The sequence below is a fragment of the Chromobacterium sphagni genome, assembly GCF_001855575.1.
Lineage (GTDB): Bacteria > Pseudomonadota > Gammaproteobacteria > Burkholderiales > Chromobacteriaceae > Chromobacterium > Chromobacterium sphagni.
The window spans coordinates 620,325-646,956 of record NZ_MKCS01000002.1 but is presented as its reverse complement, the minus strand read 5'-3'; the positions used below and the strand labels follow the sequence as shown (position 1 = coordinate 646,956).

The window sequence follows — 26,632 nt, the reverse complement described above, 5'->3', positions numbered from 1 at the left end:
CGCATCGCCACGCCGAAAGAACACCGCATGACCAACTTTTCCACCCTGCTGCAACAAGGCAATGCCTGGCTGTTCATCCCCAGCGCCATCCTGCTGGGCGCCTTGCACGGCCTGGAGCCCGGCCATTCCAAAACCATGATGGCCGCCTTCATCGTGGCGGTGCGCGGCACCATAGGCCAAGCCATTCTGCTCGGCTTGTCAGCCACCCTATCCCACACTGCCGTAGTCTGGGCAGTAGCAATGACCGGCCTGTATTTCGGCCGCAACTGGAGCATGGAAACCGCCGAGCCCTACTTCCAACTGGCCTCGGCGGCATTGATCATCGCCGTGGCGACCTGGATGATATGGCGGACTAGGCGCAATCTGCTCGCCGAGCGCGTGCACAATCATGAACATCACGGCAACCAGCCCGACGAAAGCCGGATCATAGATACCGGTCACGGCAAGATTAGGCTGGAAATATTCGAACAAGGCGCGCCGCCGCGCTTCCGCCTGTACCGAGAGGACAGCCACGGCCACGCTTGGCCGGTGGCGCAGGTAAAAATGGAGACCGAGCGGCCGGACGGCAACCGCCAGCGCTTCTCCTTTATCCAGCGCGACGGCTTTATCGAGTCGGAGCAGGACATCCCCGAACCGCACCAGTTCATGGCTCGCCTGAGCCTGGGCCACGATCGCCACAGCCATGACTACGATGTGGAATTCATCGAGCGCCATCACCACGCGACGGCGGATGTCGCCGGCCTAGACGCTTCCGCGGCCGGATACCAGGACCCGCATGAACTGGCGCACGCCAACGACATTCGCCGCCGCTTCGCCAATCGCGAAGTCAGCACCGGCCAGATCGTGATGTTCGGCCTGACCGGCGGCCTGATTCCCTGCCCCGCTTCCATCACCGTTCTACTACTCTGCCTGCAGTTGAAGAAAGTGGCGCTGGGCGCGGCACTGGCGCTGTGTTTCAGCATAGGCCTGGCCCTAACCATGGTGGCCTCCGGTGTGTTAGCCGCCGTCAGCGTGAAGCATGTCTCCAGCCACTGGAGCGGCTTTGGCGACCTCACCCGCAAAGCTCCCTACTTTTCCAGCGGCCTGATCGTGCTGGTCGGCCTGTATGTCGGCTACCACGGCTGGGCAGCGCTGCCCTGATCAGGCATTCTCCTGCGTCACGATGCCCGCTCCAGACCACAGCAACTGGAGCGGCGCCGTCTTCTGATCCATTCACGGTCCTACAGCTCCCGTTCTGCCGCTTGCGCCAAAATGCAAAACAAGTAAAATCACATGGCATAAAAATATTTCTCATACAAACAAAATCATGCGCCCTCCCGTCTCGCCTCCCGGCAGCGCCACGCTCCATGCATCCGCGCCAAGCGACAACTACCCATGCTGATACGCAAAGCATCGATTCAAGACCTGCCCGCCCTCCAGGCCCTTGACGAAATGGGCGGCTGTCGGCGACACGAAGTGGCCGATGGTCTGTAATGGGATGGTCACACCGACTATGCCAGCCATCAACCCCAAGGCCTGCCAGGCCAACCGCTGCTGACTTATCTTTGCACGGACAAGGCCTTCCGCCGGCGGGGCGGGGCCTTGAAACTAGTGGCCGCGATCCAGCAGCGCGCGGAGGGCAGGAAGCTGATTTCCTCCACCGAGGATTGGTGTATCGCCAGCCAAAGGATGTTCCAGCAATTAGGCTGGCAAAAAATCGGCGCGCTCGATAACCTCAACAAGGATGGTTCCAGCGAATTCTTCTATGCCGTCGATCTGCTCGCCGCATCACAGCCAGCGGCAGGCAATATCTCGGCGTCGAAGCCGCGCCAGATCCGCGCTGACCCGTAATGCGGGAATCAAGGGCAACATCATGCTGTTCACCGCAATGCGCAGGCCAGATCACCCCGCGGCCATCCTCCGCCCCTTTCGGCTGGACGATATCCCGGACTGGCACGACTACCTGACGCTGCCACAGGCATACAAACACACCAGTTGCAACGTGAGATCTCCAGCGGAACTGGAGTATTACGTTTGGCAGCCAGCTCCAGCCTGCTTGCCTGGGGGCACAGCCATATCGCATAAGAACAAGAGGAGAAAAACATGATCAATCAAGCGCTTGAAGACCACGAGATCGCCGGCTGCTTCGCCGTGATGCGGCAATTGCGCCTGCCCCTGCGGGCAGAGCGCTTTGTCGAAACCGTGCGCGCGAAGATGGCGGAAGGCTATCGGCTGGCCTATCTGCAACAGGATGGCAGGGTGGCCTGCGTAGCCGGCTTTCGCATCGGCCTCAACCTGGCGATGGGAAAAAGCCTGTACGTGGACGACCTGGCCACCGACGAGGCCGCGCGCTCGCACGGCCACGACGCCGCCATGATGGCCTGGCTGCGCCAGCTGGCCAAAGAAGAAGGCTGCGCCGAGCTCCACCTGGACTCCGGCGTGCAACGCCACCGCGCGCACCGTTTCTATCTGAACCAGAACATGGACATCGTCTGCCATCATTTCTCGGAACGCCTGCGCTGAGCGCGCCTATGCTGGAAATCATCGAACACCAGCCGCGCTGGCCGGAGGAGTTCCAACGGACCGCCGGGCAACTGCAGGCCACGCCGGGGGCGCTGGCGCTGCGGATCGACCACATCGGCTACACCGCGGTGCCGGGTTTGGCGGCCAAGGGCGTGATCGACGTCCAGGTCGCGGTGGCGGATCTGGACGACGCGGTGATCGCAAGCCTGGCGGCAGGCGGATTCGTTCATAGGCCGGTCAAACAGGATCATGCGCCGGCGCGGATGACGATTAGCGAAAATTGTTCTTCCGCGAGCTCGTCGGCCAGCGCCGCGCCCACATCCATGTGCGCCGGGCCGGCAGCGCCAACCAGCGCTATGCATTGCCGTTCCGCGACTATCTGCGCGCCCATCCCGCCACGTCCGCAGCCTACGGCGAGTTGAAGCGGCGGCGGGCTGCCCACTTGGCCGATCCGGACCGCTATCCCGACATCAAGGACCCGGCGGTGGACCATGGGCGGCGCGAACCGGCTGGCAATCGGGCTGAGTCAGACCGTTGCTTTCCCAATCCAGATACAGGCCATGCACCGCCGGATCGAGAAAGGACAAGCGGATCAGATTGCGCTGTTAGGGAGGAATGGCGGCAAAGTCCAGGTACAAGGCCTCGGCGGGCGCATTCCAGGCCAGCACGTCCATGTGGCGGCCAATGACGATGGCCGGCGTGTCGCGCAATTGCCGCAGCAAGCGCAGCGTCTGCTCGCCGGCCTTTTGCGTGGCGTAGCGGTAGCGGCGGATGCCGCCGTGACACGCCAGGCTCAACAGATAATTTTCCTGGTCTTCATTCAGCCGCAAGCTGCGGGCGATGGCCGCCAGCGCGGAGCGGGACGGCGACAGCCTCCCCTGCTCCAGGCGGGTGTAATAGTCGATGCTGACGCCGGCCAATTGCGCCACTTCCTCGCGGCGCAGCCCCGGCACCCGGCGCGGGTAGCCAAGTTCCGGCACGCCCACATCGGCCGGCCGCAGTTGCGCGCGGCGCGCGCGCAGGAATTCGCCCAATTCGTTGTTTGTGCTCATCGCCGCATCATTTCATAACTCCCGTTCCGCAAACAGGGAATAACTTTCCCAGGAACCGCTCTCCCTATCCGCCCCGGGGCGCCTGCCCTACCTTGTCGGACATAGGGCAGCCGCCCGCCGCCTTCACCAAGAGAGCATCCATGAAAACCAGCATCCGGTTCAACAACAACGGCCTGAAAATGGCCGACCATCCTTACCTGCCCGTCGACATCCAGCCTGGCGAGAAGCGCGCCGCCATCGCCGTCAGCCACCAGTTTGGCGGCGTCAAGGAGCAGACCGCCGGCCTGTACGCGCAAAAACTGTCCGAGCGCGGCTTCATCGCGCTAGCCTTCGGTGCCAGCCACCAAGGCGAGAGCGAAGGCGAATCGCGCCTGCTGGAAGACCCGGCGGCGCGACTGGAAGACATCAGCAGCGCGGTAAGCTACCTATCCACCCATGAACAGGTCGATCCGCAACGCATCGGCGCGCTGGGCATTTGCGCCTCTGGCGGCTATGTAGTCAAGGCCGCTCAGACCGAACGCCGCATCCGGGCGGTTGCGGCCATCAGCGCCGTCGACATCGGCCTGTTTTTCCGCGAAGGACTGGGCGGCGGCGGCAGCACTGAAGCGCTTAAGCAACTGCTGGAACAAGTGGGCCGCGAGCGCACCCTAGAGGCCCAGGGCGGCGCGCCGCGCTACGACCCCATCTTGCCGCACACGCCCGCCGACGTGAGCGCAAGCACCCCCAGCCTGTATGCGGAAGGAGCCGACTATTACCGCACCGCCCGCGCCCAGCATCCCAACTCGCCCAACCGTTACTTGTTCCGCAGCATAGACCGCATCACCGCCTATTCCTCGTTCGACCATGTGGAGAGGATCGCGCCGCACCCGCTGCTGCTGATCGCCGGCAGCCGGGCGGATACCCGCTACTTCAGCCAACTGGCTTACGACAGGGCGCAGCAGCCCAAGGAGCTGCTCCTGCTGGAGGGAGCCAGCCACATCGACCTGTACGACCGCGAGCAATACGTGGCGCCGTCGGTGGCCAAGCTGGACGCATTCTTCCACACCCACCTGTAAGCAAGACCGGTACTTCCTAGAATGGATGGAGGCGCAGTCCATGCGCCTCCATTTTTCGCCTCGGCCGAGACCACCATGAACAATTAGCACCACCCGGCTGGAAGCCTTCAGCGATGGCGTGTTCGCCATCGCCATCACGCTGCCGATACTGGAAATCAAGGTGCCCGCCGCGGACAAAATCCTGCGCGAAGGAGAATTGTGGCAGGCCCTGGCGCAGCACAGACCCAGCTACACCGGCTTCGCCATCAGTTTCGTGACCATAGGCATCATGTGGGCCAACCACCACGCGCTGTTCAAATATATTCGCCGGGTGAACCGGCAGCTGCTGGCCAATCTGTTGCTGCTGGGCGTAAAGCTTCCTGCCTTATCCCACCGCGGTGCTGGCGGAATACCTGGCCAAGCCGGAAATGTGGACGGTGGCGACGATGTTCTACGGCGCCACGCAGGTGTTCAACTCCTTTACCTACAACCTGTTCTGGCGCCCGGGCTACCGCCAGCCTGAGCTGCTGGCGCCCAATCCGCATCCGCGCGGCATGCGCACCACCAACCGGCGCTACCGGCTGGAACTGCTGTGCTATGCGCTGGCCACCCGATTGGCGCTGCTCAATGCCTGGCTCAGCCTCGCCATCCATCTGACGCTGGCACTATGGAACGCCGTTTCCGAGCGCAAGGAGTAAAAGCCGGGCGACAGCCGGTTCGGTTCCTCCGAAAGCCAAGGCTGCTGACAGAAATTGACTCAGGCATGGCTTACGTTTGGATGCCCGATAAACGCGGCAACGCCTCGGGCATCCACTCAAAGCTTAATTAAGGGCAATCCTCATGACACGCGCCATCACCATCATCACCGAGAATTTTTCCGACTGGGAAACCGCCCTGATCAACTCCGCCGATCGTGGCTATTACGGCTTCGACATACACTTCGCCGCCCCCGGCGGCGCGCCGGTGACATCCTCGGGCGGCATGATGGTCACCCCGCATCTGGCGATAGAGTCGATCCGGCTGGATGAGCTTGACCTGCTGATCGTTTGCGGCGGCACCATCTGGCAAACCGACCAAGCCCCTGACATCACAGCCCTGGTTGCCGCCGCCCACGCCAGAAACATCGTGGTTGCCGGCATTTGCGACGGCACCCGCGTGCTGGCGCAAGCGGGCGTGCTGGATACCGTCAGCCATACGTCCAACTCGGCAGAAAACCTGTCGGTGCCGAACTACGCCGGAGCCGCTTGCTATCAGGATGTTCCCTACGCGGTTGCCGATCAGGGTGTCGTCACCGCCCCAGGCACCGCTCCAGTCAGTTTCATGGCGGGAATTCTCGCCGCGCTGAATATCGGCGGCGCGGATCTGGACGCCTACCTGGCGCAACACGCTGCCGAACACCTCTGGCCCGCTTAAAACCCGCCGGTTCGCATCGCCGCAGGCGCTTGCCTGGCCTTATCGGCGACGCCCCGGCGGCGCCGTGGGCGTCAAACTGCGTCCTCAGCGATGCCCTGCTGCTTCCGCCATTCCCTCAGCAATGCCTGGCGGCGGCGCGGGTAGCGCTCATCGAGGCTTTCGCACTGTTGCATCTGATCGCAGCGGAAATGGCGGAAATCCCGCCGCAACTCGCACCAGGCCGCCAACACCTGCGCCCTTTCGAAGAAGCCCAGCGCGAACGGCCACACCACCCTCTCGCTCTCCTCCCCCTTGGCATCCCGGTAGAGCAGAATCAGCTTGCTCTGTTGTCGAATGGCGTCGCGCAACCTCGCCATGTCCACGCCGGTGGGCGATGCGTACGCCGGCCCCACCAGCAAAGCCGCATCCTCCAGCTGCAAGCGCAGATCGGCAGGCAGCACCGCCGCCACCTTGGCCAGCGCATTGCCGGCGGCATCCGCCAGCCTGGCGTCGGCCCGCTTTGCCACCCAGCGCATGCCCAGCACCAATGCCTCCAGCTCTTCCTCGGCAAACATCAAGGGCGGCAACAGAAAACCGGGACGCAGCTGGTAGCCCAGCCCCGGCTCGCCGGCGATGTCGGCCCCTTGCAACTGCAGGCTGGCGATGTCGCGGTACACGGTGCGCACGCTGATGCCCAGTTGCGCCGCCAGCGCGGCGGCGGTCACGGGATAACGATGGCGGCGCAGCAGCTGCAGCAAATCCAACAGACGTTCGGAGCGCGACATGGCTCAGCCAAGCGCCGGATAGCCGCTCTCGCCGTCCGGCCACGACGTCAGCACTTCGAAGCCATTGTTGGTCACGGCTACCATATGTTCCCACTGCGCCGACCAGGAGCCGTCCTGCGTCACCACTGTCCAACCGTCGCCTAGCTGGCGGGTGGGCGCCTTGCCGGCGTTGATCATCGGCTCGATGGTGAACACCATGCCGGGCTTGAGCCTGAGGCCGGCGCCGCGCCGGCCGTAATGCAGCACCTCCGGCTCCTCGTGGTAAACCTTGCCTATGCCGTGGCCGCAGTACTCGCGCACCACGCTGAACCCGGCCTGCTGGGTGACGGTCTGGATCGCGTGGCCGACATCGCCCAGCGTGGCGCCGGGGCGTACTTCGCGAATGCCGGCCCACATCGCCTGATGGCAGGTTTCCACCAGCCTCTTCGCCTCGGGCCTGGGCGCGCCGACAAAGTACATGCGGCTGCTGTCACCGTGCCAGCCGTCCTTGATCACCGCCACGTCGATATTGACGATGTCGCCGTCCTGCAATATCTGCTTTTCCGACGGAATGCCATGGCACACCACCTGATTGACCGAGGCGCAGATGGTCTTGGGATAGCCGTAGTAGCCGATATTGGCCGGAATGGCGCGCTGCGCCTTGACGATGTGCTCGCGGCAGATAGCATCCAGTTCCTCGGTGCTGACGCCCGGCCGCACATGCTCGCCTATCATCGCCAGCAGCTCCGCCACCAGCTTGCCCGCCTCGCGCGCTTTGGCCACGTCGGCAGGCGACTTGATCTTCACCCCGCTCATCGCGCCGTCTCCGTCGCCTTATGTTGCAGATCGAGCGGATGCCCCTCCTGGCTGGAGCGCAGCAGCAATTGGCAGATTTCACTGTAGCGCAGGTCCGGGTGCAGCTCGGCAAGCATGCCTATGCGCAGCCAGTGTTCGGCCTGGGAGTTGATCGAACGGCTCAGCGCCTCGCTGGCAGTACGCAGATTGTCATGCATCTGCTCGGAAATCTTGACTATGCCCATATCCGTTCCATATACGTTCAATAAACGAAACGTATAACAAATTTCCGCCGCGCACAAGCCGTGCCGCGTCTCGACTGGCTCCTCCAGCCATGCCGCAACCCGGGGGGAGGGAATCAGGCATCGCACTGGCCGCTGTGGCGGACAGCCAACACCCGCAAGCCTTGGTTTTCCTGCTCGGCCAGCGGCACTGAACAGCGTCGGATGGAAAAATCGCCATCATGCTTGCTTTTCATTTTGATAATGTACAAAATCAAAATATGAAACAAGACAAAGACAAGCAACGCGGCGGCAAACGCGACGGCGCCGGGCGAAAGTCCGCCTTCGGCGGCGACAAGACCGCCCCCCTGCGCGTGCCGGAACCGCTCAAACCCATCCTGCGGCAGTGGCTGGACGACTACCGCAGCTGGCGTACCGCCAACAGCCAAGAAGCCGGCAATTTCCGCACCTTGGGCAAGCAGTTGAGCGAGCTGTCGCTGCCCTTGTTCGCCGGCAGCGTGCCAGCCGGCTCGCCGGTGCCGACCGATGACCTGAAGGAAGCGGACATCGACCTCAACGCCCACCTGGTCAGCCGCCCCGGCGATACCTTCATGGTGACGGTGAAAGGTGACTCGATGCAGGGCGCAGGCATCCATGACGGCGACCTGCTGTTGGTGGAACGCAGCCGCGAGCCGCGCAACGGCAAGGTGGTGGTGGCCGCGCTCAATGGCGAACTGACTGTGAAAAGGCTGGAAAAAAGCGCCAACGGCCTGCGGCTGCTGCCGGAGAACCCGGCCTACCAACCCATCCCCGTGCCGGAGGACGCTTCGTTCTTGATCTGGGGCGTGGTGACCAATGTCATCCACAAGGTGGATTAGTCTGGAGGAGAGTCAGATGGGCAAGCCAAGCGATTGCATCAAGATGAAATTCAACGACTGGAAACGGCTGCCAAGGCCTTACCGCGCCATGATAGAGGGCCAGCCGCAAGTGCTGGTGAGCCGGCCGGGACGCAATTTTTTCATGCCGGTGCAGTTTGTCTGACCTGGTGTCACGCAGTTGCCGAACCGCGTGTCGGCGGGCGCATACAAGACACCAGTCAATGCTTGCTAAGGCCGAAGAAATTACGGATGCGCTCCACCAGCTCGCCGCGGCGCGGGGCTTCGCCATCGCCGGCCAACAACTCCTCCGGCATCCGATTGCGTCGCTCCTCCAGACGCTCGGCCAGGATGGACGAGATGGTTTCCGCCAACTCCTTGCGCGATACCAGAATGGTCTGAAACGCCTCCTTGTCCAGCCGCAGGCACTCGACATTGGAGCGGGCGATGACCGTCCCGGAGCGGGACTCGCCGGTCATCAACCCCATCTCGCCGAAAAAACTGCCCGCCTTCAGCACATCCACCAGCTTGCGGCTGCCGTCCGGCATGCTCACCCACACCTCCACTTCGCCTGACAACATGATGTACAGCCAATGCGCCACCGAACCTTGATGCATGATGATGTCGCCGGTGACGAAGGGCGTGAACTTCAGTTGATCGGCCAGCACCACCATTTCCTCGTCGTTCAGGCTGGACAGCAGCTCCACCTTGCGCAGCGCCAGCACCCGCTCCTCCAGGTGCTTCTTCATCCGCGCCTCCATGTACTTCTCGTTTTCCTTGATGGTCAGCACATTGTAAAAAGGCGAGGCCATGCGCAGGTTGTGGCGGCGCAGCGCCGCATCAATATGGGTGCGGACGATGGAGTCGGTCAGGTCGTCCGCCGCCAGATTGGTCAGCCAGTAGCGCACCGCGTAGCGGCTGTAGCCGTTTTCAAAACCCATCAGTATGCAATTGGGCTCAGGCGACAGCGCCACCCCGGGCAACTGCGCCTCGCGCAGCGACTTTTCCACCACGGTGATGATCTGGGTGGGCAGCGTGTCCCAGTTGATGTTGAACCACACCCAGCGCCGCCATTGCTGGGGACAGCCATGCCGCTTGCCCAATATGGCGAAGTGGTTCTTCATCAGCACGCTGTTGGGAATGACCAAGGTTTCCCAATTGCGGGTTTCCACTGTGGTGGCGCGCCAGTTGATTTCCACCACCCGTCCCACCAGATCCCCCACCTTGACCCAGTCGCCTATTTCCACCGAGTTATCGAATTGCAACGACAGGCCGGCCAGGATATTGCCCAGCGTGTCCTGCATGGAAAAAGCCAGCACGGCGGTAATCACGGCGGAGGTGGTGACGATGTGGCTCAGATCCAGACCCGCCAGCCGCAACAACACCAAGCCCCAGCCGACATAGCCGACGGTGACCAGGATGTCTTCCAGAATGCGGGGAGGATGCAGGCGCAGGACGGGCATGAACAGTCGGAACAGCAGCATCGCCCACAAGCGGATCAGCGCCAGGCCCATCACCACCACGGCCCCCTGGCGCACCATTTGCCCCGGAGCGATCTGGCTGCTGAAGTTGACCACCAGCAGGGCCGCCAGCGTGATCAGCAGCGTGCGCAGCACCCGTTTGCGGCTGTCCGGCCGCAGCAGATACAGCATCAGGGCGAAGGCGGCGGTGACGGCAACAAAAACCGTCAGCGAGCCATACCAGACAGCTGGGATCAGCCGTTCCAGCCAACCGACCGCGGGAAGGGGTTCCATGCTATCTCCGCCAGTTTTTTGTTTTATAGACAGCCCGGGCGGCAGATAAAAAAAATCCCTCCCGCGAGGGAGGGGTGCAAGGTATCGGGGAAGTGTAAGATCCGCAGCCGAGCTGGCCGGCAGAAATTACAGCGTCTTGTTTATACCAAAACAAGACGCCATTTGATGTTAACAATAGTTCCCGCTTTGCGGTATGAGTATATCTACTTACCCAGCCTTGCCATCAGGATATCGTGAATGCTTTCAGGCTCTTGCTCGCGGCGTATGGCCTCGAACAATTGCCCCGCCTCCGGCCAGGTGCGCTTGAGCAAACCCAGCCACTGTTTCAGCCTGGCCACCGGGTAGCGGTTTTCACCCGACTTCTCCCAGCATTGGCGGAAGAAATCCGCCACCCAGGGCATCATGATGGCCCACTCCATCGGACCCGCGCCGTCGCCCGCCACGATTCGCGCCGCCAGGTCCGGACACGCCACCAGCCCGCGGCCTATCATCACGGTATCGCAACCGCTTTCCTGCCGAATCGCCCGGTAATCGTCCAGCGTCCATACCTCGCCGTTGGCGATGACCGGAATGGCGATGGCCTCGCGAATGCGCGCGATCCAGTCCCAATGCGCCGGCGGCCGGTAGCCCTCCACCTTGGTGCGGCCATGCACCGTCAACTCGGCGGCGCCGGCGCTTTCTATCGCCTGCGCGCACTCCAGCGCCCGGCTCTTGTCCTCGTAGCCCAGCCGCATCTTGGCGGTCACCGGGATGCCGGCAGGCACCGCTCGCCGCATGGCGGAAACAATCTCGTGCAACAACTCCGGCTCGTTCAGCAGGACAGCGCCGCCGCGATGGCGGTTGACAGAGGGCGCGGGGCAGCCGAAATTCAGGTCCACGCCCGGCGCGCCCAAGCTGGCGGCCTTGGCGCCGTTTTCCGCCAGGCAGGCCGCATCCGAACCCAGCAGCTGCACCCGCACCGGCACGCCGGCGCGGGTATTGCCCGCACGCTCCAGCTCCGGTGCCAGGCGCAGGAAAGTGCGTGTAGGCAGCAGCGCCGAGGTGACCCGCACGAACTCGGTAACGCACATGTCTATGCCCCCGATGCGGGTCAGCACATCGCGCATCACATCGTCAACCAGACCCTCCATCGGGGCAAGCACCAGCTTCATTGTCTAACCTACTGAAAAAGGGCGTTATTGTAACGCAGCCGCCACAAGAACATGACGGAGATTGTCGATGACCACCACCCTCAACATCGCCACGCCGGAATCCGTCGGCAGCTGGTTGCCGCTGTTCACCTCCTACTTGGCCTTCTACAAGGTCAGCCAGCCCCCGGAGCAATGCCTCGATTTTCTGAGCGAAAGGCTGCGCCGGCGCCAGGCCGTGGCCTTCGTCGTCAGCACGGACAATCGCCCACAGGGCTTTGCCATGATGTACACCGGTTTTTCCTCATTATCGCTGCAGCCTTGCTGGGTGCTGCACGACCTGTTCGTCGCGCCCGACGCCAGAGGCCAGGGCTTCGGCCAGATGCTGGCGCAGCGCTGCCAGCAATACGCCCGCGACATGGGCGGCGGCGAGATCATGTTGCAGACCGCCCACGACAATCTGGACGCGCAAAAGCTGTACCAGAGCCAAGGCTTCAAGCTGGACGAGGATTTCCGGGTGTATTACTGGAACAGCCGGCATTCTTGACGATCATCGCGGCCTGCGGCATGCTCGCCAGCCCTTGCCGCCAAGCCCAGGAACCCACATGCCAGAACAGGGAATCTACCAGCACTTCCGCGACCGCCGGCTCTACCAGGTGCTGGGCATCGCCAAGCATTCGGAGACGCTGGAGCCCATGGTGGTCTACCGCGCGCTTTACGGCGACTACAGCCTGTGGACCAGGCCTGCAAGCATGTTCGACGAGATGGTTGCGCATGAGGGACGACAAGTGCCGCGCTTCCGCCTGATGCCGGCTCGGTGAGCCCGCGATGCGCATCTACCGCACCGACCAGTTCCCGCTGCCCTTGCCCGACGGCCACCGCTTCCCGGCGGAAAAATACCGCCTGCTGGCCGATAGTGTAGCCCTCTTCGCCGCGGAGCGGATGGAGCCGGCGCCGGCCGCCAGCGCCAACGAACTGGCCCAGGCCCACGATCCGGCCTACATCGATGCAGTGATGCAAGGCACGCTGGACGCTCGGCTGCAACGCGAAATCGGCCTGCCATGGTCTCCGCAGCTGGCCGAACGCAGCTGCCGCTCGGTCGGCGCCACCGTCGCCGCCAGCCGCAGCGCGCTGCTGGACGGCTGCGGCGTCAACCTGGCAGGCGGCACGCATCATGCCGGCCGCCAACACGGCAGCGGCTTCTGCGTGTTCAACGACGTCGCCGTCGCCGCCCTGCTGATGCTGAGCGAGGGTCGCGCCCGCCGCGTGCTGGTGATAGATCTGGACGTGCACCAGGGCAATGGCACCGCCGCCATCACCGCTGACGAGCCGCGCGTCTACACCTTCTCCATGCATGGCGCGCGCAATTTCCCGTTCCGCCGCAGCGCCAGCAGCCTGGACATCGACCTGCCGGACGGCACCGGCGATGCCCGCTATCTATCCATCCTCGCCGATGCGCTGCCGCGGCTGTTTGCCGAGTCCGCGCCCGATCTGGTGTTTTACTTGGCCGGCGCCGACCCCTACCGCGGCGACCGGCTTGGCCGGTTGGCACTGAGCCGGGAAGGGCTGGCCAGACGCGACCGGATGGTGATGGAGGCCTGCCGGCGCTACGATGCCGCGCTGGTGCTTACCATGGCCGGCGGTTACGCGGTGCCGATTGAGGATACCGTGACAATCCAGACGGAAACCGTCAGACTGGCATGCCGGATCTTTGGCGGGAGCGAGCCCAGCCCGGCCGCCCCGTCGCAGCGCTAAGGAGAAGTCATGAAAAAGGCAATTTTAGGCGGCGGCTGCTTCTGGTGCCTGGACGCAGCCTACTCCCAGCTCAAAGGGGTGGAGCGCGTGACATCCGGCTATTGCGGCGGCCGGACGGCTGATCCCGACTACCGGCAGGTCTGCTCCGGCGACAGCGGCCATGTGGAGGTGGTGGAAATCAGCTTCGATCCCTCTCTGATAGACTACGCCACGCTGCTGCAGGTGTTTTTCGCGGTGCACGACCCCACCACGCCCAACCGCCAGGGACATGACGTCGGCAGCCAGTACGCGTCGGTCATCTTCTATCTGGACGATGGGCAACGCGCCGCCGCCGCCGCGATCATGCGCGAGCTGGAGCAAGACCAGGTATTCGACGCCCCCATCGTCACCCGCGTCGAACCGGCCGCGCGCTTTTATCCGGCGGAAAGCTACCACCAGAATTACTACGCGCAGAACCAGCAGCAGAACTACTGCCAGTTGGTGATCTCGCCCAAACTGGCGAAGATCCGGCGGAAATTCGCCGCCCTATTGCGAAACTAGAGGGCGCAAAGCCCGACGCCGCCGGTATAATGGCGCCTGCCCTGCGGCAAGTACTCCATCATACTCGCACCTATCAAAGCCAGAAGCATGTCAGACGTCGAAGTGCCCCGCCCCTCCACCCTCAGCGCGCTCAAGACCCATCTGCGATTGCTGCACAAAACGTCCACCCGCAGCAAATGGCTGAGCGCGCTGTGCTGGCTGCTGGGCTTCGGCCTGTTGCTGGTCCACACCCTGTTGCTGGACATCCAGTTGCAGCGCCAGGAGTTCCACCAGACCATGGAATTCCTGCGGCAGAACATCACTCACCGCCTGCGCAGCAGCGAGCTGCTGCAAGACCAGGTGGCAGACATCATCAGCAACGCGCATCCCGGCCGGCAGGCGCGCATCCATTCGCTGGCGCTGTCCGCGGCGCAAAGCCAGCCGCAACTCTACTTCATCGGCTATCAACCGTTGGTCGATCAGGCCGCGCGGGCCGGTTTCGAACGGCAGCAAGCGCAACGACTGGGCCAGCCCTATTTCATTCGCGACTACCTGCACAACCAGCGCAACGACTGGCGCGACGCCGCCGCCTGGCGCAAGGCACCGCAACGGCCGCGCTACCTGCCGCTGAGCATGGCGGAGCCTGGCCTGGGCTCAAGCGACTGGCACGAAATGGGATTGGACCTGCTGGACGACAGCGTGCTGTCCTCGTCGGTCAACCGCGCGCTCGGCCACAGCCAGGCCTCCTCGCCCACACTGCAGCTGCGCGGCGGCGAACCGGGGCTGGCGCTGTTCCAGACCGTCTATCGCAACACGCCGCCGTCACCGGTGCCGATGATACGCGTCGAACAGGCCGACGGCGTGATCATGCAGGTGCTGTACCTGAAACCCCTGCTGGCGCTGCCGCCACCGCTGGAGGGCCGCTACACGCTGCAATTGCAGCGGCATGACAGCGGCGCCGATAGCGCCATCATGCCGCTGCTGCGCCAGACCGATGGCCAGGCCGACAACTGGCTCGCCGCAGCGCTCCCCCGCCTCAGCCAGCGCGTCAGCCTGTCCAGTGCCGCGCTGCCCTATGATTTGATCCTCAGCCGCCAACTGCAGTTCGAACGCGCCTCCGCCGGCGAAATCCTGCTGAGCGCGCTGTTCGCCCTGCTGCCCGCTTACCTGCTATGGGTGATCCTGGCGCTACTCGAATACAACCGCCAGGCTCGCGAGCAGATACAGGACGATATTTTCCGCGAGCGCGAATACGCCAGCGTCGCCCTGCGCGGCATCGGCGACGCCGTGATCAGCATAGACACCCGACAGATCATTCAATATCTGAACCCGGCGGCGGAGACGTTGCTCGGCCTGCCCGCCGCCCAGGCGCTGCAAAGGCGGCTGCAGCAGATCGCGCCGCTGCATTACGAATTCTCGCGCAACCCGGTGCAGGATCCGGTGGAGCAGGCCATCTCCAGCCAACAAGTGGTCTATCTGGCGCAAAACTGCTATCTGAAACGCCACAATGGCGAAAAGCTGCTGGTGGAAGGCGCGGTGGCGCCGCTATTGGGCCGCAGCGGCCAACTGATAGGCACGGTGCTCACTTTCCGCGACACCGCGCCGATACGCCGCCGCATGCTGGCGGCGTTGGAGGCCAGCGAAACCCGCCTGCGCCAGCACGAGATGGAGCTGGCGCGCGTGGCGCGCATCAACACCATGGGCGAAATGGCATCCGGCATCGCCCACGAGATCAACCAGCCGCTATCGGCCATCATGAGCTACTGCCAGGCAGGTCTCAGCCTGCTGGACGACGATGAAATCGACATGGCCATGCTGCGCCGCGCGCTCACCTCCTCGGTCAGCCAGGCCGACCGCGCCGGCCGCATCATCCACCGACTGCGCGAATTCGTCACCCGCAAGAACCAGCAATTGGTTCCGGTACAGTTGAATCAGGCTGTGCACAACGCGCTATCGCTGCTGGACTACGAACTGCAGGATCACGACATCCACATCGAGCAAAACTTCTCAAACGAGTTGCCGTTGGTATACGCTGACACTATCCAGCTGGAGCAAGTGGTGCTGAACCTGGCGCGCAACGCGGTGGAAGCCATGGAGCACACCCGCCCCTGGGGGCGGCTGAGCCTCACCACCCGCCGGCAGGGCGAGCGGGTGCAGCTCATCATCAGCGACAATGGCTGCGGCATCGCCCCCGACAAGCTGGACCGGATTTTCGACCCGTTCTTCAGCACCAAGCCCAACGGCATGGGCCTGGGGCTGGCGATCTGCCAAACCGCGATAGAAGCCTTCGGCGGCAAACTGATCGCCGGCAACAAGCCCGGCTCGGGAGCGGAATTCATCATCGACCTGCCATGCAGCACCCGCAGCGTGGCGGCACCATCCGGAGTAGAAGCCTGATGCAAAATACCACCCCCACAGTCTTCATTGTCGATGACGACCCGGCGGTACTCGATTCACTGGCCATGCTCATTACCGCCCAGGGCATGAAAACCATCACCTTCCCCAATGCCATGGAGTTTCTGGATGGTTATCTGGGCAACCAGATCTGCTGCCTGGTGCTAGACATCCGCATGCCGCAGATCACCGGCCTGGCGCTGCAGGAGCAGTTGATGGAGCGCGGCATCGCCATCCCCATCGTCTTCATCACCGGCCATGGCGACATCGAGCAATGCCGCCGCGCCTTCCAGACCGGCGCGATAGATTTCCTCACCAAGCCTATAGACCAGGCCAGGCTGATAGACAGCCTGCGCAAGGGCATCCGGCTGAGCATCCAGCAGCACCAGAAGGAAGAGGAAACCCAGGAGGTGATGGGCCAGCTCTCCCGCATCAGCGGCCGCGAGCGCGAAGTGCTGGAACTGGTGGCCGACGGCCTGTCCAGCAAGGAGATCGCCCGCGAACTGGACCTGTCGCCGCGCACCATCGAAGTGCATCGCGCCAATCTGTTCAGCAAACTGGGGGTGGATTCGCTGGCCGACCTGGTGCGTTTCTACCTGAAAGCGCTGGAAGCCACCGGCAAGAAGCGCAGCGAAGACAGTTTTTTCAACGAAGCCCCGCCAAACCAGTAGAATCGACGAATGGAAAGACTGTTCAAACACATCTGCCTGGTGGCCAGGCACGGCAAGCCCGGCATCACCGCCTCGCTGCTGCAGCTGGCCGACCACCTGGCCGCCAGCGGCGCCACCGTGCTGATAGACAAGGAAAGCCTCGGCCAGGACGAGGCCGGCGAGCATGCGCTGATAGACCGCAACGACATGGGCAAGCTGGCCGACCTGGCCATCGTGCTGGGCGGCGACGGCACCATGCTCTCCATCGCCCGTCTCTTGGCGCCGTACCGCGTGCCGCTGGTCGGCGTCAACCAGGGCCGGCTGGGCTTCATGACCGACATCCCGCTGCACGAGATGCTGACGTCGATCGACGCCATCTTGCACGGCCAGTTCGTGCCGGAAGACCGCATCCTGCTGCAAGCCTCCGTCATTCGCGAGGACGCCGAAGTAGCCAGCGCGCTGGCCTTCAACGATCTGGCCTTCAGCCGAGGCGCCGTCGGCTCGATGATCGAATTCGAAATCTTCATCGACAACCAGTTCGTCTACAGCCAGCGCTCCGACGGCCTGATCGTCGCCACCCCCACCGGCTCCACCGCCTACTCGCTGGCCGCCGGCGGCCCCATCCTGCACCCCACGCTGCAGGCCATCGCGCTGGTGCCGATCTGCCCGCAGTCGCTGTCCAATCGACCGATTGCCGTCAACGACTCCTGCGAGGTGGAATTCATGCTCACCCGCGGACTGGACGCGCGGGTGTACTTCGACGGCCAGTTGCACTGCGACCTGATGGAAATGGACCGGGTGCTGATCCGCCGCTACCGCAATCCGCTGCGCATACTGCACCCGGAAGGCTACAACTACTACGACATGCTGCGCCACAAGTTGCACTGGGGCGAGCGCCTGATGTAACCCGCACAGACCAAACACCATGCTCCTCTCGCTGACCGTAAAAGACTTCGTCATCGTCGACAGCATCGCGCTGGACTTCGCCGCCGGCTTCACCGTGCTGACCGGAGAAACCGGCGCGGGCAAATCCATCCTGCTGGACGCGCTGAGCCTGCTGCTGGGCGATAGGGCCGAAGGCGCCCAAGTGCGCGAAGGCGCCGACCGCGCGGAAATCACCGCGGAATTCTCCACCGAGCAAAGGCCGGAAATCGACGCCTGGCTGGAACAGAACGAATTGTCCGGCGACGAGGGCGTACTGCTGCTGCGCCGGCTGATAGACCGCAGCGGCCGCTCCAAAAGCTTCGTCAACGGCCAGGCCGCCACCCTGACCCAGCTCAAGCAGCTGGGCGAATTCCTGGTCGACATCCACGGCCAGCACGCGCACCAGTCGCTGATGAAGGCGGAAACCCAGCGCCAGCTGCTGGACGCCTACGCAGGCTCCACCGCGCTGGCGCGCGACGTGCACAAGGCTTGGCAGGAATGGCAAGCCGCCCGCCAGGCGCGCAACGACGCCGAACGGCTGTCGCGCGAATCCGAAGTGGAGCGCGAGCGCCTGACCTGGCAGATAGGCGAGCTGTCCGATCTGAACCTGCAGCCTGACGAATGGAACGCGCTGAGCCAGAGCCATACACGGCTGGCCAACTCCGCCGAACTGGTGCAGAGCGCGCAGCTGGCGGTAGACACGCTGTCCGAACAGGACAACAGCTGCCTGACGCTGCTGGCCCAGGTGCAAAGCCGGCTGTCCAAGCTGTCCAGCCTGGACCCGCGGCTGTCCGACACCCTGTCGCTGCTGGATTCGGTGGACGCCGAGCTGCGCGAAGTGGTTTACAGCCTGCGCGACTACGCCAGCGACATCGACCAGGACCCGGGCCAACTGGCGGAAATGGAGCGCCGGCTGGAGCTCCTGATGAGCACCGCGCGCAAGTACCGCATCCAGCCGGCGGATCTGTCCGACAAGCTGGCGGACTGGCAGCAGCAGCTATCGGCACTGGAAGCCAGCGTGGACATCGAAGCCCTTACCGTGGCCGAAGCCGCCTGTTTGGCCCGCTACCGCGCGCAGGCAGAATCGCTGTCCGGCAAGCGCCGCCAGGCCGCCCGCGAGCTGTCCGAGCGCATCGCCAAGGAAATGCAGCGGCTGGCGATGGGTGGCTCCCGCTTCGCCATTGAGCTCTCCGCGCTGGCCGAACCCGGCGCCCACGGCATGGAATCCATCGAATACCTGGTGGCGGCCAACGCCGGCACCAGCCTGCGCCCTCTGGCCAAGGTGGCCTCCGGCGGCGAACTGTCGCGCATCAGCCTGGCGATGCAGGTGGTGATCAGCCAGGTGGCCAGCGTACCCACGCTGATCTTCGACGAAGTGGACGTGGGCATAGGCGGCCGCGTGGCGGAGGTGATCGGCCATATGCTGCGCGACCTGGGCCAGCGCTACCAGGTGCTGTGCATCACCCACCTGCCGCAGGTGGCATCTTGCGGCAAACAGCACTGGCAGGTCAGCAAGCGCGCGCAGAAAGGCCAGGTGCTCAGCCGCATCGCACCGCTAGATGCCGAGCAGCGCGTGCTGGAGATCGCCCGCATGCTGGGCGGCGCCGAACTGACGCAAACCACCCGCGAGCACGCGGCGGAAATGCTGGCCTCGAACGCCGCGCACCTCTAGCCAAAGTGGGCATTTGCGGATAGAATGCGGTCGTTAGTTAATTTGGAAGCGTATCAGGGCAATTTAATGCGGCGATTTTGAAGTTAACGACAAGCTGAACCTAGGAAGCGTGGCCGAGTGGTTTAAGGCACTGGTCTTGAAAACCAGCGATGGGAAGCCATCCGTGAGTTCGAATCTCACCGCTTCCGCCAATAAAAATACAGCACGGTTCAAAACCGGCCTTAAGCCCCCCGCCGGCCTGCTCAAAACCTAGCGTTCAGCATCATACGCACAAAACCAATACCTAGCTCAAGCAAGTCCGACAAAGCCGCGTGAAGTCCCTTAATCAAATGCGCAAAGCCCATACCCCCCCTCACCCGCCTTGGATGGTCGCCCCGACCGCATCCTGCTTCACGTAGATCCGAAATATTCGAATTCACCAAGCCAAACAGCGGCTACCAGGCAAAGAATCCGTCCAGCCACCCACTATTCGGCAGCCTCTCCTCAACAATCGAGTCGGGCCCATCGCGCCGACGCGCCTGCCGCCTCTTTTGGCTCCGAGCGCCTCCCCCCCATAAACGGAGCTACACATGAAAGCGAACCACATCTTCCCAGTCGTTCTTTTTTCAGTTGGAATGGGAGGAGGGCAACTGCTGCTCAAATATTCCGCACAACGGCAAGTTGCCCATGAACAGAAGACCCCCCTCATGCGCCTGCTGCACTTGGCGCTGGACTGGCCTTTCATTGCCGGCGCGACCAGCTACTGCCTTCTGCTGGTCTTTTGGATATGGCTACTGACTTTCATACCGCTTTCCCGCGCTTACCCCTTCACCATCATAAGCATGGCGGTCGCCACACTGGGCAGTTGGTTTTTCTTTGGCGAAACCGTGACGCCGCGCTTTCTGACCGGGCTGGCGATCATCATGCTGGGCGTCATCATACTAGGAACTGATTAAAGCATGCCTCTCAATAAAAAAGACCATATCTGGGTCGTCATCGCCGCCTTCAACGAGAGTGCCACAATCGCGAAAACCGTTGCTGGCGTACGCGCCCATTTCAGCAATGTCGTGGTCTGCGACGACTGCTCGCGCGATACTACCGCCCAGCAGGCCCAAGCGGCGGGGGCCCACGTGTTGTCGCACCCAATGAACCTGGGACAAGGCGCTGCACTGCAGACAGGCATCACCTATGCAATGCGACAAGGCGCGGAATACATCGTCACCTTCGACGCCGACGGCCAGCACAACGCCAGCGAAATCGCCCCGATGCTCGCCGCCCTTAAAGCAAGCGGTGCAGACATCGCGCTGGGCAGCCGCTTCCTTAACAAGACGAGCAACACTCCCAAATCGCGCAAGCTTTTGCTGAGCGCCGCATTGCTGTACACCCGCATTACATCGGGAATCCGGCTGACCGACGTTCACAACGGCTTTCGCGTACTGACACGACATTTCTGCCACGGATTCGAATTCAAGCAGAACCGCATGGCGCACGCATCGGAAATTTTGGACTACATCGCCGCCAACCGCGTCCGCTATATCGAACATCCCGTCACGATCGTTTATACGGAATACTCCATTCAAAAGGGGCAAAAAGGCTCGAACGCCATCCGCATTCTGCTGGAACTACTAATGGGAAAGGTTTCCAAATGATATTCAGCATCCTGCTGACCACGGCATTCGTTTTCATGGCCGTTTACAGCTTTGCCTTTATCAAGCCCAATGCGCTTCGAATCCTGCTTTGCCTATCCTATTGTGCTGGGATTTATTTTGCATGGAACCCTGATATCACATCGACGATCGCCCACCTTTTTGGAATCGGCCGCGGCCTCGACTTCTTCTTGATGCTGCTGCTGATTGCCATCATCAATGCCTTGGTATTGCTTGCGCGCCATCTCAATGCTATGCACCTTGCGCTGACCAATCTTTCCAGACACATCGCATTGCGAGATGCCCGCCCAGCCGAGAAAGAATCAAAATAGATGAAGCTCAAGGCCATCCGCTTACATCTTCCCATAAGTCATTGGCTGGCGATTTTTCTCACTGCCGCTGCGCTCTTTCTTTCCTTTGACCTGGGAAATAAGCAACCTGAATATCGCCTGCGCGTGGAGCCCACACCCGGACAAATCGGCCACATTCACCTTGTTTTCTACGGCAGTAACTTCAGAAGCGGCGATCTGACCATCCCGGCATCCGGCTGGAGCATCACCCACAGGCAAGATTCCACAGTACTCGCTGCGGAAGGCGCAGTCGAACCAGTTGAGATCCGGGCACACAGCATACCGCTGGCCTTCGGCCTGCTGCATTTCCCAGCTGCGGGCAGCGTCACGCTCAGCGGCGCTGCGGGCTATCTGCAAAAGATCGACCTCAAATCCAGCACCGAAACAGTCACCATGCTGACCCTCGGCGGTCCGACCTCTCCTGTTCCGTCGAGCGGCGATGTCACCCTGTATTCCACAGGCACCCAAGTTGCAATAGCCTTAGCAGTTCTCGCACTATTAACTGCCATCGCCTGGCGCATGAACCATCACTACAGCCAACAAACGCGCGCTCCCAAACGCATGGAGATCATTTATCTCGCGCTACCATTTCTACTCACGACAAGCCTGACATTGCTCGCCTATATTCCCGGCAATGCCAGCTATGACGGCTCGCTACAATGGACTCAGGCTGCAAACCGTGGAGAACTGCTACCCGCGCTGGGATTTCCCGCAACCTACCTCATGCGGCTGTTCACGCTTGTTAGCAGCTCCCCATTGCCCATGCTGGTTTTGCAAAGCGCCGCGGCTGCCCTAGGCACAGGCATGGTGCTTCACCAACTCCGCCATCGCGGAGTCCCCTTCATCATAGCTATGGGGGCCGCCATCATCCTTGCCGCCACACCCCAGTACTTTGCATTTTTCACTGGATTAGGCAAGGATCCGCTAAGCCTGATAGGCGCACTTTTTTTCACCTGGGCCCTGCTCGCCATATTCCGGCGACCCAAGGCCTCGCCAGGCATGTTGGGCGCGCTGGCCTTCAGCGCCGTGTTTTCAGGTCTGATGCGGACCAACGCCATGCCCGTCGTCATGCTGGTGCTCGTTACGACACTGGCCCTGCTTTTCTGGCGTCAAAAAAACCGATGGGCAATCGCGATAGGTTCGATTGCCATCGCCGTCGCCTTAATCACTCCCAAGATTCTCACTTCTCTAGCGGTGCAAGAAATCAGTGAGCACCAAGACACGCAACACCACGCGCCAACCTACACCCTGCCACTAGGCATGTTCGCCAATTGGTACATCTTTCACTTATTCAATGCCGCCATTGCAAGCGAGGTAAATGTACCGGAAAAGCAAGCGGAACCGTTCTTTACCCTTATGCCAAAAGACAAGTGGAAGAAATTCTCCTGCCACATGACAGATGACATCATAGGGACAATATTCAGCAACATGGAGTTTACGCAGACTGAATACTTGAAACATCTGCACCAGCATCAAACCACCATGGCAATGACTGTTTTGCGTCTCGCCTATGAACACCCGGACTTTGCACTGAAACGGCAAGCATGCATAACGGAAATGCTTTGGCATACCGGGGTAGATCAGAAACCGTTCCAGACCACAGCCACCCTCGGCTACGACGGAGTGGATAAGCGTTTCATCGACTTGGCAGGTGAAAGCCGAACAAAATGGCCAGCCTTGCGATTGAAAATCCAGAACTATCAGCTCTGGTCGGAGCAGGAAAACCACTTCTGGCTATTCTGGAAACCCGCTCTGCCATTCATCTTGGGCATATTCATCGTGGGACTGTATCTCGTCAACCACCGCGATACCGGCGCGGCGCTGGCATTCCTGCTGCCTTTGCTGTCCATCGCGATTCTGGCTGTCGTCATCCCTTTCCCCGCTTATCGCTATGCCTACCCCGGCGTATTGTTGATGCAATTGCTAAGCGTGCTGTTGTTTGCCAGACCACTCCACCCCAGCATTCGGGCGACTCAAGCCTCGCATGGATGCCGCGATTAGCCATCATGCCGACTGCTCGAAACCGGATCGATCGAACAAATCCACCTGAACGCGCGGCCCGACTCGCAAAGACTGGGGCAAGTTTGCGAACAGGCAGAAAACCCAGACGACACAGCCCCTTGCTTTCACGCGAACCGTCTGGCGTTACCTGCCGCAGACTGCAATGCCTGCAACACCGGGCCAAAGGCACCTCGCTCCTTCCGACTGCTGAATTTCGGCCCGACAAACCTGCAGACCATTCAAAGCTCGCAATATTTTTCACTTTCAAACACAATCCACATCGATATAGAACAAAGCTGTGGACAAGCTTGGGATAGCCGGCGTTTTATCTTTACATTGAACAACTTGCGCAAATAGACCAAAAATTGAGCAATAACAGAACTTTCCCACGCCACCCCGGAATAAGCCTGGTGGCAAACTGTGGATAGATCCAGCAAAGCAATGAAATAAAAGAACAAAACCCAACCGATTATTTTTTAGGCAACTTCACCAACCAAGAAGGCAAGCCGCGACTCCCGGGAAAAACCTGCGATGGCGGACGGCGCGAAACTCACGGCTGCAAGTCTGAAAAATGCGGCAATGTTCGCGCCGCCCTGCCCCCCGCCTGACCATCAAGAACAATGCGCGCAGAAAAGCCTTGTACTTTCCATCTTCCGCTCCTTAATCTGCATAAAGACAGCCCCCTCGCCGCTTGCGGCGCAATACCCGATGGAAACCCAATGCCGCAGCTGCATAGATTCCTGCTACTGCTTGCCCTCTCGCTACCGACCGCGCCAGCCTGCGCGGCGGCGGCATCCGAATCCATCCGCCTGAGCACCCACCTGCAGCCGCCGCTGTCCTTCGTCAGAACCAATGGCATTCCCGACGGGCTGGCCGTGCAGGTCGTCGACTGCGCGCTGAAAAGGATGCAGCGGAGCTACGCGCTGGAATTCCTGCCCTGGCCGCGCGCGCAGTGGCAGGTCCAGCACGGCCAGGCCGATGGCTTCTTTGCCGCCACCCCATCCACCGAGCGCGACGGCTACGCGGTGCTGTCTGCCTCGTTGCTTTCCTATCAGCGCCGCTGGTATCTGCTGAAGGACGCGCCGCTATCGCCGGCCGATCCGGGATTCAAGCAGCAGGCGCGCATCGGCGCCTTCAGCGGCTCGAACATGGACGGCTGGCTCAAAAGCCACGGCTACCGGCTGACCGCCATGCCGACCAGCAGCGAGCAACTGTTGCGAATGCTGCTGAACCATCACGTCGACGCCATTCTGGGCAACGCCTACGCGGTGGACTCGCTGATCGCCAGCATGGGCCTGCAAGCCGAATTGCGCAGCGAGCTGCTGGAAAGCCTGCCGCTGGGGGTATATTTCGGCAAGGCCTTCCTGGCCAGGGAGGGGCCGCAGTTCCTGCCGCAGTTCAACAACGCGGTCGAAAGCTGCCGCGCCAAATAAAAATGCCGCCCCAATGGGCGGCATTGCGTCATGGCCTCGGCGAGCGCGACTTATACCGGTGCCGGCTCCCTCATCAGCAAGGTAATCAGGCTCGATATCTTGCGCTTGAGCTCGCGCCTGTCCACCACCATGTCCACCGCGCCCTTGTTCAGCAGGAATTCCGCGCGCTGGAAGCCTTCCGGCAGCGTTTCGCGCACGGTCTGCTCGATCACGCGGGCGCCGGCGAAGCCGATGCGGGCCTTCGGCTCGGCCAGCACCACGTCGCCCAGAAAGGCGAACGAGGCGGAGACGCCGCCCATGGTCGGGTCGGTCAGCAGCGAGATGAAAGGCAGCTTATTCTCGGACAGCAGCTGCAGCGCGGCGCTGGTCTTGGCCATCTGCATCAGCGAGTTCAAACCCTCCTGCATCCGCGCGCCGCCGGAGGCCGCCACGCAGATGAACGGCGCCTTGGCTTCAACCGCCGCCTGCACGCCGCGCACGAAGCGCTCGCCCACCACCGAGCCCATGGAGCCGCCGATGAACTTGAATTCAAACGAAGCCACCACTGCCGGCAGCGAATGGATGCTGCCCTGCATCACCACCAGCGCGTCGTCCTCACCGGTATCGCTCTTGGCGGCGACCAGGCGGTCCGGGTACTTCTTGCTGTCCTTGAACTTCAGGATATCTACCGGACGGACTTCCTCGCCTATCTCGCGCCGGCCTTCGTCGTCCAGCAGCAGGTTCAGGCGTTGACGCGCCGTCAACGGATGATGATGGCTGCACTTGGGGCAGACCTGCAGATTGCTCTCCAGGTCGGTGTAATACAAAACTGCTTCACATTCCGGGCACTTGCTCCAAAGCCCCTCCGGTACCGCCGAAGGCTTGTCAGCGCGGTTTTCGCGCTTGATCTTCGGCGGCAGGAGCTTGTTCAACCAGCTCATGCTGACTCCTTGAATCTTGAGTGTCCGGGACACATCCCGGCCACATTGCAACGGGGGCGCCGCCCCCGTCGATGTTCTAGCGGATGGCGGCCTTCAATTCGGCCACCAGATGAGTTAACTGCTCTCTGGCAGTTTCGGGTGTCGCCGCCTCGATTTCCTGTACCAGCCGGCTGCCCACCACCACCGCGTCGGCGGCGGTCGAGATGGCTTTGGCGGTCGCGGCGTCGCGAATCCCAAAACCCACCCCTATCGGCAACGGCAGTTGTTGTCTGAGGGCAGCAATTTTACGCGCTACGTCATCAATGTCCAGATGTCCGGCGCCGGTCACCCCCTTCAGAGACACATAATAAACGTATCCGCGCGCCAGTTTGGCGATTTCCGCCACACGCGAAGGCGGTGTGGTGGGGGCGATCAGGAATACCGTGTCCAGGCCTGCGGCATCCAGCGCCGCCTGCAATTCCGCGGCCTCTTCTGGCGGACAGTCCACCGTGAGCACGCCATCCACGCCCGCCGCCTTGGCTTTACCGGCAAATTCGGTATAGCCCATCGCGCACAGGGGATTGAGGTAGCCCATCAGCACCACCGGGGTCTCCACATTGCTGCGGCGGAACTCGGCCACCATCTCCAACACATGGCGCAGACCCACCTTGTGCTTGAGCGCGCGCTCCGAGGCGCGCTGGATCACCGGGCCGTCGGCCATCGGATCGGAAAACGGCACGCCCAGTTCGATGATGTCGGCGCCGCCGTCGACCAGGCCATGCATCAGCGACACGGTCAGTCCCGGGGTCGGATCGCCGGCGGTGATGAACGGGATCAGGGCCTTGCTGCCGGCCAGATCGGCGAAACACTTGGCAATACGTGACATACAGCCCC

Annotated in this window: 31 protein-coding genes, 1 tRNA gene and 1 pseudogene; 25 read left to right on the top strand and 8 right to left on the bottom strand. The window is 62.1% G+C overall.

The window, feature by feature from the left end; genetic code table 11:
- Positions 1 to 27: 27 nt before the first annotated feature.
- From BI347_RS18770 to BI347_RS25055, 5 genes are all read left to right on the top strand, one after another.
- On the top strand, positions 28 to 1,140 hold the full coding sequence (locus BI347_RS18770; RefSeq protein ID WP_071114945.1) for a nickel/cobalt efflux protein RcnA: 1,113 nt from the start codon (positions 28 to 30) through the stop codon (positions 1,138 to 1,140).
- A 441-nt stretch (positions 1,141 to 1,581) separates the two neighbouring features.
- Positions 1,582 to 1,830, top strand: a complete 249-nt coding sequence (locus BI347_RS18765; RefSeq protein WP_139167118.1) for a hypothetical protein — start codon at positions 1,582 to 1,584, stop codon at positions 1,828 to 1,830.
- A 252-nt stretch (positions 1,831 to 2,082) separates the two neighbouring features.
- Positions 2,083 to 2,502, top strand: a complete 420-nt coding sequence (locus BI347_RS18760; protein ID WP_071114947.1) for a GNAT family N-acetyltransferase — start codon at positions 2,083 to 2,085, stop codon at positions 2,500 to 2,502.
- An 8-nt stretch (positions 2,503 to 2,510) separates the two neighbouring features.
- On the top strand, positions 2,511 to 2,924 hold the full coding sequence (locus BI347_RS23725; protein ID WP_071114948.1) for a GrpB family protein: 414 nt from the start codon (positions 2,511 to 2,513) through the stop codon (positions 2,922 to 2,924).
- Positions 2,828 to 3,190, top strand: coding sequence for a GrpB family protein (locus tag BI347_RS25055; RefSeq protein WP_204378105.1), 363 nt, complete (start codon positions 2,828 to 2,830; stop codon positions 3,188 to 3,190). Before BI347_RS23725 ends, BI347_RS25055 begins: the two co-directional genes overlap by 97 nt.
- On the opposite strand, the gene BI347_RS18750 is transcribed toward BI347_RS25055, so the two are convergent.
- Positions 3,108 to 3,554, bottom strand: coding sequence for a helix-turn-helix domain-containing protein (locus tag BI347_RS18750; protein WP_071116722.1), 447 nt, complete (start codon positions 3,552 to 3,554; stop codon positions 3,108 to 3,110). The two genes, BI347_RS25055 and BI347_RS18750, sit on opposite strands and share 83 nt — an antisense overlap.
- Positions 3,555 to 3,694: 140 nt before the next feature.
- Between BI347_RS18750 and BI347_RS18745 the strand changes: the two genes are divergently transcribed.
- The 4 genes and pseudogenes from BI347_RS18745 to BI347_RS18735 all read left to right on the top strand — a co-directional run bounded on the left by BI347_RS18745 (position 3,695) and on the right by BI347_RS18735 (position 6,001).
- Entirely contained in the window at positions 3,695 to 4,609 is a 915-nt protein-coding gene (locus tag BI347_RS18745; protein ID WP_071116721.1) for an alpha/beta hydrolase, read from the top strand.
- 82 nt (positions 4,610 to 4,691) lie between these two features.
- Positions 4,692 to 4,943: pseudogene (locus BI347_RS25050) on the top strand (TMEM175 family protein); the annotation flags it as partial.
- Positions 4,944 to 4,986: 43 nt separating this feature from the next.
- Complete coding sequence (locus BI347_RS18740; protein ID WP_071116720.1) at positions 4,987 to 5,286, top strand: hypothetical protein; 300 nt, start codon at positions 4,987 to 4,989, stop codon at positions 5,284 to 5,286.
- A gap of 142 nt (positions 5,287 to 5,428) precedes the next feature.
- Positions 5,429 to 6,001: a type 1 glutamine amidotransferase family protein gene (locus BI347_RS18735; protein ID WP_071116719.1), complete on the top strand. Its 573-nt coding sequence runs from the start codon at positions 5,429 to 5,431 to the stop codon at positions 5,999 to 6,001.
- Positions 6,002 to 6,072: 71 nt separating this feature from the next.
- Here BI347_RS18735 and BI347_RS18730 read toward each other — a convergent pair whose 3' ends face one another.
- From BI347_RS18730 to BI347_RS18720, 3 genes are read right to left on the bottom strand one after another with little or no spacing between them, the layout of a single operon-like run.
- Positions 6,073 to 6,765 carry a helix-turn-helix transcriptional regulator gene (locus tag BI347_RS18730; RefSeq protein WP_071116718.1) on the bottom strand — a complete coding sequence of 231 codons (693 nt, stop codon included), beginning with the start codon at positions 6,763 to 6,765 and terminating at the stop codon, positions 6,073 to 6,075.
- Positions 6,766 to 6,768: 3 nt separating this feature from the next.
- Positions 6,769 to 7,560: a type I methionyl aminopeptidase gene (gene map / locus BI347_RS18725; protein ID WP_071114954.1), complete on the bottom strand. Its 792-nt coding sequence runs from the start codon at positions 7,558 to 7,560 to the stop codon at positions 6,769 to 6,771.
- Positions 7,557 to 7,784, bottom strand: coding sequence for a ParD-like family protein (locus BI347_RS18720; RefSeq protein ID WP_071114955.1), 228 nt, complete (start codon positions 7,782 to 7,784; stop codon positions 7,557 to 7,559). Before BI347_RS18720 ends, map begins: the two co-directional genes overlap by 4 nt.
- A gap of 257 nt (positions 7,785 to 8,041) precedes the next feature.
- Here BI347_RS18720 and BI347_RS18715 point away from each other — a divergent pair, with 257 nt between their 5' ends.
- Together BI347_RS18715 and BI347_RS24225 are read left to right on the top strand one after the other, a co-directional pair.
- Positions 8,042 to 8,638, top strand: coding sequence for a LexA family protein (locus BI347_RS18715; protein ID WP_071116717.1), 597 nt, complete (start codon positions 8,042 to 8,044; stop codon positions 8,636 to 8,638).
- 16 nt (positions 8,639 to 8,654) lie between these two features.
- Entirely contained in the window at positions 8,655 to 8,801 is a 147-nt protein-coding gene (locus BI347_RS24225; protein WP_167359420.1) for a hypothetical protein, read from the top strand.
- Positions 8,802 to 8,856: 55 nt separating this feature from the next.
- Here BI347_RS24225 and BI347_RS18710 read toward each other — a convergent pair whose 3' ends face one another.
- Together BI347_RS18710 and BI347_RS18705 are read right to left on the bottom strand one after the other, a co-directional pair.
- Positions 8,857 to 10,389 carry a mechanosensitive ion channel family protein gene (locus BI347_RS18710; RefSeq protein ID WP_071114957.1) on the bottom strand — a complete coding sequence of 511 codons (1,533 nt, stop codon included), beginning with the start codon at positions 10,387 to 10,389 and terminating at the stop codon, positions 8,857 to 8,859.
- Between the two features lie 203 nt (positions 10,390 to 10,592).
- Positions 10,593 to 11,540, bottom strand: a complete 948-nt coding sequence (locus BI347_RS18705; protein ID WP_071116716.1) for a tRNA dihydrouridine synthase — start codon at positions 11,538 to 11,540, stop codon at positions 10,593 to 10,595.
- A gap of 67 nt (positions 11,541 to 11,607) precedes the next feature.
- Between BI347_RS18705 and BI347_RS18700 the strand changes: the two genes are divergently transcribed.
- The 14 genes from BI347_RS18700 (at position 11,608) to BI347_RS18635 (ending at position 24,839) form a co-directional block, all read left to right on the top strand.
- Complete coding sequence (locus BI347_RS18700; protein WP_071114959.1) at positions 11,608 to 12,063, top strand: GNAT family N-acetyltransferase; 456 nt, start codon at positions 11,608 to 11,610, stop codon at positions 12,061 to 12,063.
- Between the two features lie 58 nt (positions 12,064 to 12,121).
- A complete protein-coding gene (locus BI347_RS18695; protein WP_071114960.1) occupies positions 12,122 to 12,337 on the top strand; it encodes a DUF1653 domain-containing protein in 216 nt (71 codons plus the stop codon).
- 7 nt (positions 12,338 to 12,344) lie between these two features.
- Positions 12,345 to 13,271, top strand: coding sequence for a histone deacetylase family protein (locus tag BI347_RS18690; RefSeq protein WP_071116715.1), 927 nt, complete (start codon positions 12,345 to 12,347; stop codon positions 13,269 to 13,271).
- A gap of 9 nt (positions 13,272 to 13,280) precedes the next feature.
- Positions 13,281 to 13,811 carry a peptide-methionine (S)-S-oxide reductase MsrA gene (gene msrA / locus BI347_RS18685; protein WP_071116714.1) on the top strand — a complete coding sequence of 177 codons (531 nt, stop codon included), beginning with the start codon at positions 13,281 to 13,283 and terminating at the stop codon, positions 13,809 to 13,811.
- An 87-nt stretch (positions 13,812 to 13,898) separates the two neighbouring features.
- Positions 13,899 to 16,187, top strand: coding sequence for an ATP-binding protein (locus BI347_RS18680; RefSeq protein WP_071116713.1), 2,289 nt, complete (start codon positions 13,899 to 13,901; stop codon positions 16,185 to 16,187).
- Positions 16,187 to 16,855: a response regulator transcription factor gene (locus BI347_RS18675; RefSeq protein ID WP_071116712.1), complete on the top strand. Its 669-nt coding sequence runs from the start codon at positions 16,187 to 16,189 to the stop codon at positions 16,853 to 16,855. Before BI347_RS18680 ends, BI347_RS18675 begins: the two co-directional genes overlap by 1 nt.
- 9 nt (positions 16,856 to 16,864) lie before the next feature.
- Positions 16,865 to 17,740: an NAD kinase gene (locus tag BI347_RS18670; protein ID WP_071116711.1), complete on the top strand. Its 876-nt coding sequence runs from the start codon at positions 16,865 to 16,867 to the stop codon at positions 17,738 to 17,740.
- Positions 17,741 to 17,759: 19 nt separating this feature from the next.
- Complete coding sequence (gene recN / locus BI347_RS18665; RefSeq protein ID WP_071116710.1) at positions 17,760 to 19,430, top strand: DNA repair protein RecN; 1,671 nt, start codon at positions 17,760 to 17,762, stop codon at positions 19,428 to 19,430.
- A gap of 103 nt (positions 19,431 to 19,533) precedes the next feature.
- Positions 19,534 to 19,621: transfer RNA gene (locus BI347_RS18660), tRNA-Ser, on the top strand.
- Positions 19,622 to 19,999: 378 nt separating this feature from the next.
- Complete coding sequence (locus BI347_RS18655; protein WP_139167261.1) at positions 20,000 to 20,365, top strand: EamA family transporter; 366 nt, start codon at positions 20,000 to 20,002, stop codon at positions 20,363 to 20,365.
- A 3-nt stretch (positions 20,366 to 20,368) separates the two neighbouring features.
- Positions 20,369 to 21,058 carry a glycosyltransferase family 2 protein gene (locus tag BI347_RS18650; RefSeq protein WP_071116708.1) on the top strand — a complete coding sequence of 230 codons (690 nt, stop codon included), beginning with the start codon at positions 20,369 to 20,371 and terminating at the stop codon, positions 21,056 to 21,058.
- Positions 21,055 to 21,387, top strand: a complete 333-nt coding sequence (locus tag BI347_RS18645) for a DUF2304 domain-containing protein (RefSeq protein ID WP_071116707.1) — start codon at positions 21,055 to 21,057, stop codon at positions 21,385 to 21,387. The genes BI347_RS18650 and BI347_RS18645 overlap by 4 nt, the downstream gene beginning before the upstream one ends.
- On the top strand, positions 21,388 to 23,406 hold the full coding sequence (locus BI347_RS18640) for a hypothetical protein (RefSeq protein WP_071116706.1): 2,019 nt from the start codon (positions 21,388 to 21,390) through the stop codon (positions 23,404 to 23,406).
- A 719-nt stretch (positions 23,407 to 24,125) separates the two neighbouring features.
- A complete protein-coding gene (locus BI347_RS18635; protein ID WP_071116705.1) occupies positions 24,126 to 24,839 on the top strand; it encodes a substrate-binding periplasmic protein in 714 nt (237 codons plus the stop codon).
- Between the two features lie 50 nt (positions 24,840 to 24,889).
- Here BI347_RS18635 and accD read toward each other — a convergent pair whose 3' ends face one another.
- Positions 24,890 to 25,759: an acetyl-CoA carboxylase, carboxyltransferase subunit beta gene (gene accD / locus BI347_RS18630; RefSeq protein WP_071116704.1), complete on the bottom strand. Its 870-nt coding sequence runs from the start codon at positions 25,757 to 25,759 to the stop codon at positions 24,890 to 24,892.
- A gap of 76 nt (positions 25,760 to 25,835) precedes the next feature.
- The gene (gene trpA / locus BI347_RS18625; RefSeq protein ID WP_071116703.1) at positions 25,836 to 26,624 is read right to left on the bottom strand and encodes a tryptophan synthase subunit alpha; all 789 of its coding nucleotides are present in this window, start codon (positions 26,622 to 26,624) and stop codon (positions 25,836 to 25,838) included.
- Between the last annotated feature and the right edge of the window lie 8 nt (positions 26,625 to 26,632).

Bases quoted from the DNA above. Each gene is read 5' to 3' on its own strand.
- BI347_RS18770 (WP_071114945.1), top strand. From the start codon at position 28: ATGACCAACTTTTCCACCCTGCTGCAACAAGGCAATGCCTGGCTGTTC.
- BI347_RS18760 (WP_071114947.1), top strand. From the start codon at position 2,083: ATGATCAATCAAGCGCTTGAAGACCACGAGATCGCCGGCTGCTTCGCC.
- BI347_RS23725 (WP_071114948.1), top strand. From the start codon at position 2,511: ATGCTGGAAATCATCGAACACCAGCCGCGCTGGCCGGAGGAGTTCCAA.
- BI347_RS18750 (WP_071116722.1), bottom strand. From the start codon at position 3,554: ATGAGCACAAACAACGAATTGGGCGAATTCCTGCGCGCGCGCCGCGCG.
- BI347_RS18745 (WP_071116721.1), top strand. From the start codon at position 3,695: ATGAAAACCAGCATCCGGTTCAACAACAACGGCCTGAAAATGGCCGAC.
- BI347_RS18735 (WP_071116719.1), top strand. From the start codon at position 5,429: ATGACACGCGCCATCACCATCATCACCGAGAATTTTTCCGACTGGGAA.
- BI347_RS18730 (WP_071116718.1), bottom strand. From the start codon at position 6,765: ATGTCGCGCTCCGAACGTCTGTTGGATTTGCTGCAGCTGCTGCGCCGC.
- map (WP_071114954.1), bottom strand. From the start codon at position 7,560: ATGAGCGGGGTGAAGATCAAGTCGCCTGCCGACGTGGCCAAAGCGCGC.
- BI347_RS18720 (WP_071114955.1), bottom strand. From the start codon at position 7,784: ATGGGCATAGTCAAGATTTCCGAGCAGATGCATGACAATCTGCGTACT.
- BI347_RS18715 (WP_071116717.1), top strand. From the start codon at position 8,042: ATGAAACAAGACAAAGACAAGCAACGCGGCGGCAAACGCGACGGCGCC.
- BI347_RS24225 (WP_167359420.1), top strand. From the start codon at position 8,655: ATGGGCAAGCCAAGCGATTGCATCAAGATGAAATTCAACGACTGGAAA.
- BI347_RS18710 (WP_071114957.1), bottom strand. From the start codon at position 10,389: ATGGAACCCCTTCCCGCGGTCGGTTGGCTGGAACGGCTGATCCCAGCT.
- BI347_RS18705 (WP_071116716.1), bottom strand. From the start codon at position 11,540: ATGAAGCTGGTGCTTGCCCCGATGGAGGGTCTGGTTGACGATGTGATG.
- BI347_RS18700 (WP_071114959.1), top strand. From the start codon at position 11,608: ATGACCACCACCCTCAACATCGCCACGCCGGAATCCGTCGGCAGCTGG.
- BI347_RS18695 (WP_071114960.1), top strand. From the start codon at position 12,122: ATGCCAGAACAGGGAATCTACCAGCACTTCCGCGACCGCCGGCTCTAC.
- BI347_RS18690 (WP_071116715.1), top strand. From the start codon at position 12,345: ATGCGCATCTACCGCACCGACCAGTTCCCGCTGCCCTTGCCCGACGGC.
- msrA (WP_071116714.1), top strand. From the start codon at position 13,281: ATGAAAAAGGCAATTTTAGGCGGCGGCTGCTTCTGGTGCCTGGACGCA.
- BI347_RS18680 (WP_071116713.1), top strand. From the start codon at position 13,899: ATGTCAGACGTCGAAGTGCCCCGCCCCTCCACCCTCAGCGCGCTCAAG.
- BI347_RS18675 (WP_071116712.1), top strand. From the start codon at position 16,187: ATGCAAAATACCACCCCCACAGTCTTCATTGTCGATGACGACCCGGCG.
- BI347_RS18670 (WP_071116711.1), top strand. From the start codon at position 16,865: ATGGAAAGACTGTTCAAACACATCTGCCTGGTGGCCAGGCACGGCAAG.
- recN (WP_071116710.1), top strand. From the start codon at position 17,760: ATGCTCCTCTCGCTGACCGTAAAAGACTTCGTCATCGTCGACAGCATC.
- BI347_RS18655 (WP_139167261.1), top strand. From the start codon at position 20,000: ATGAAAGCGAACCACATCTTCCCAGTCGTTCTTTTTTCAGTTGGAATG.
- BI347_RS18650 (WP_071116708.1), top strand. From the start codon at position 20,369: ATGCCTCTCAATAAAAAAGACCATATCTGGGTCGTCATCGCCGCCTTC.
- BI347_RS18645 (WP_071116707.1), top strand. From the start codon at position 21,055: ATGATATTCAGCATCCTGCTGACCACGGCATTCGTTTTCATGGCCGTT.
- BI347_RS18640 (WP_071116706.1), top strand. From the start codon at position 21,388: ATGAAGCTCAAGGCCATCCGCTTACATCTTCCCATAAGTCATTGGCTG.
- BI347_RS18635 (WP_071116705.1), top strand. From the start codon at position 24,126: ATGCCGCAGCTGCATAGATTCCTGCTACTGCTTGCCCTCTCGCTACCG.
- accD (WP_071116704.1), bottom strand. From the start codon at position 25,759: ATGAGCTGGTTGAACAAGCTCCTGCCGCCGAAGATCAAGCGCGAAAAC.
- trpA (WP_071116703.1), bottom strand. From the start codon at position 26,624: ATGTCACGTATTGCCAAGTGTTTCGCCGATCTGGCCGGCAGCAAGGCC.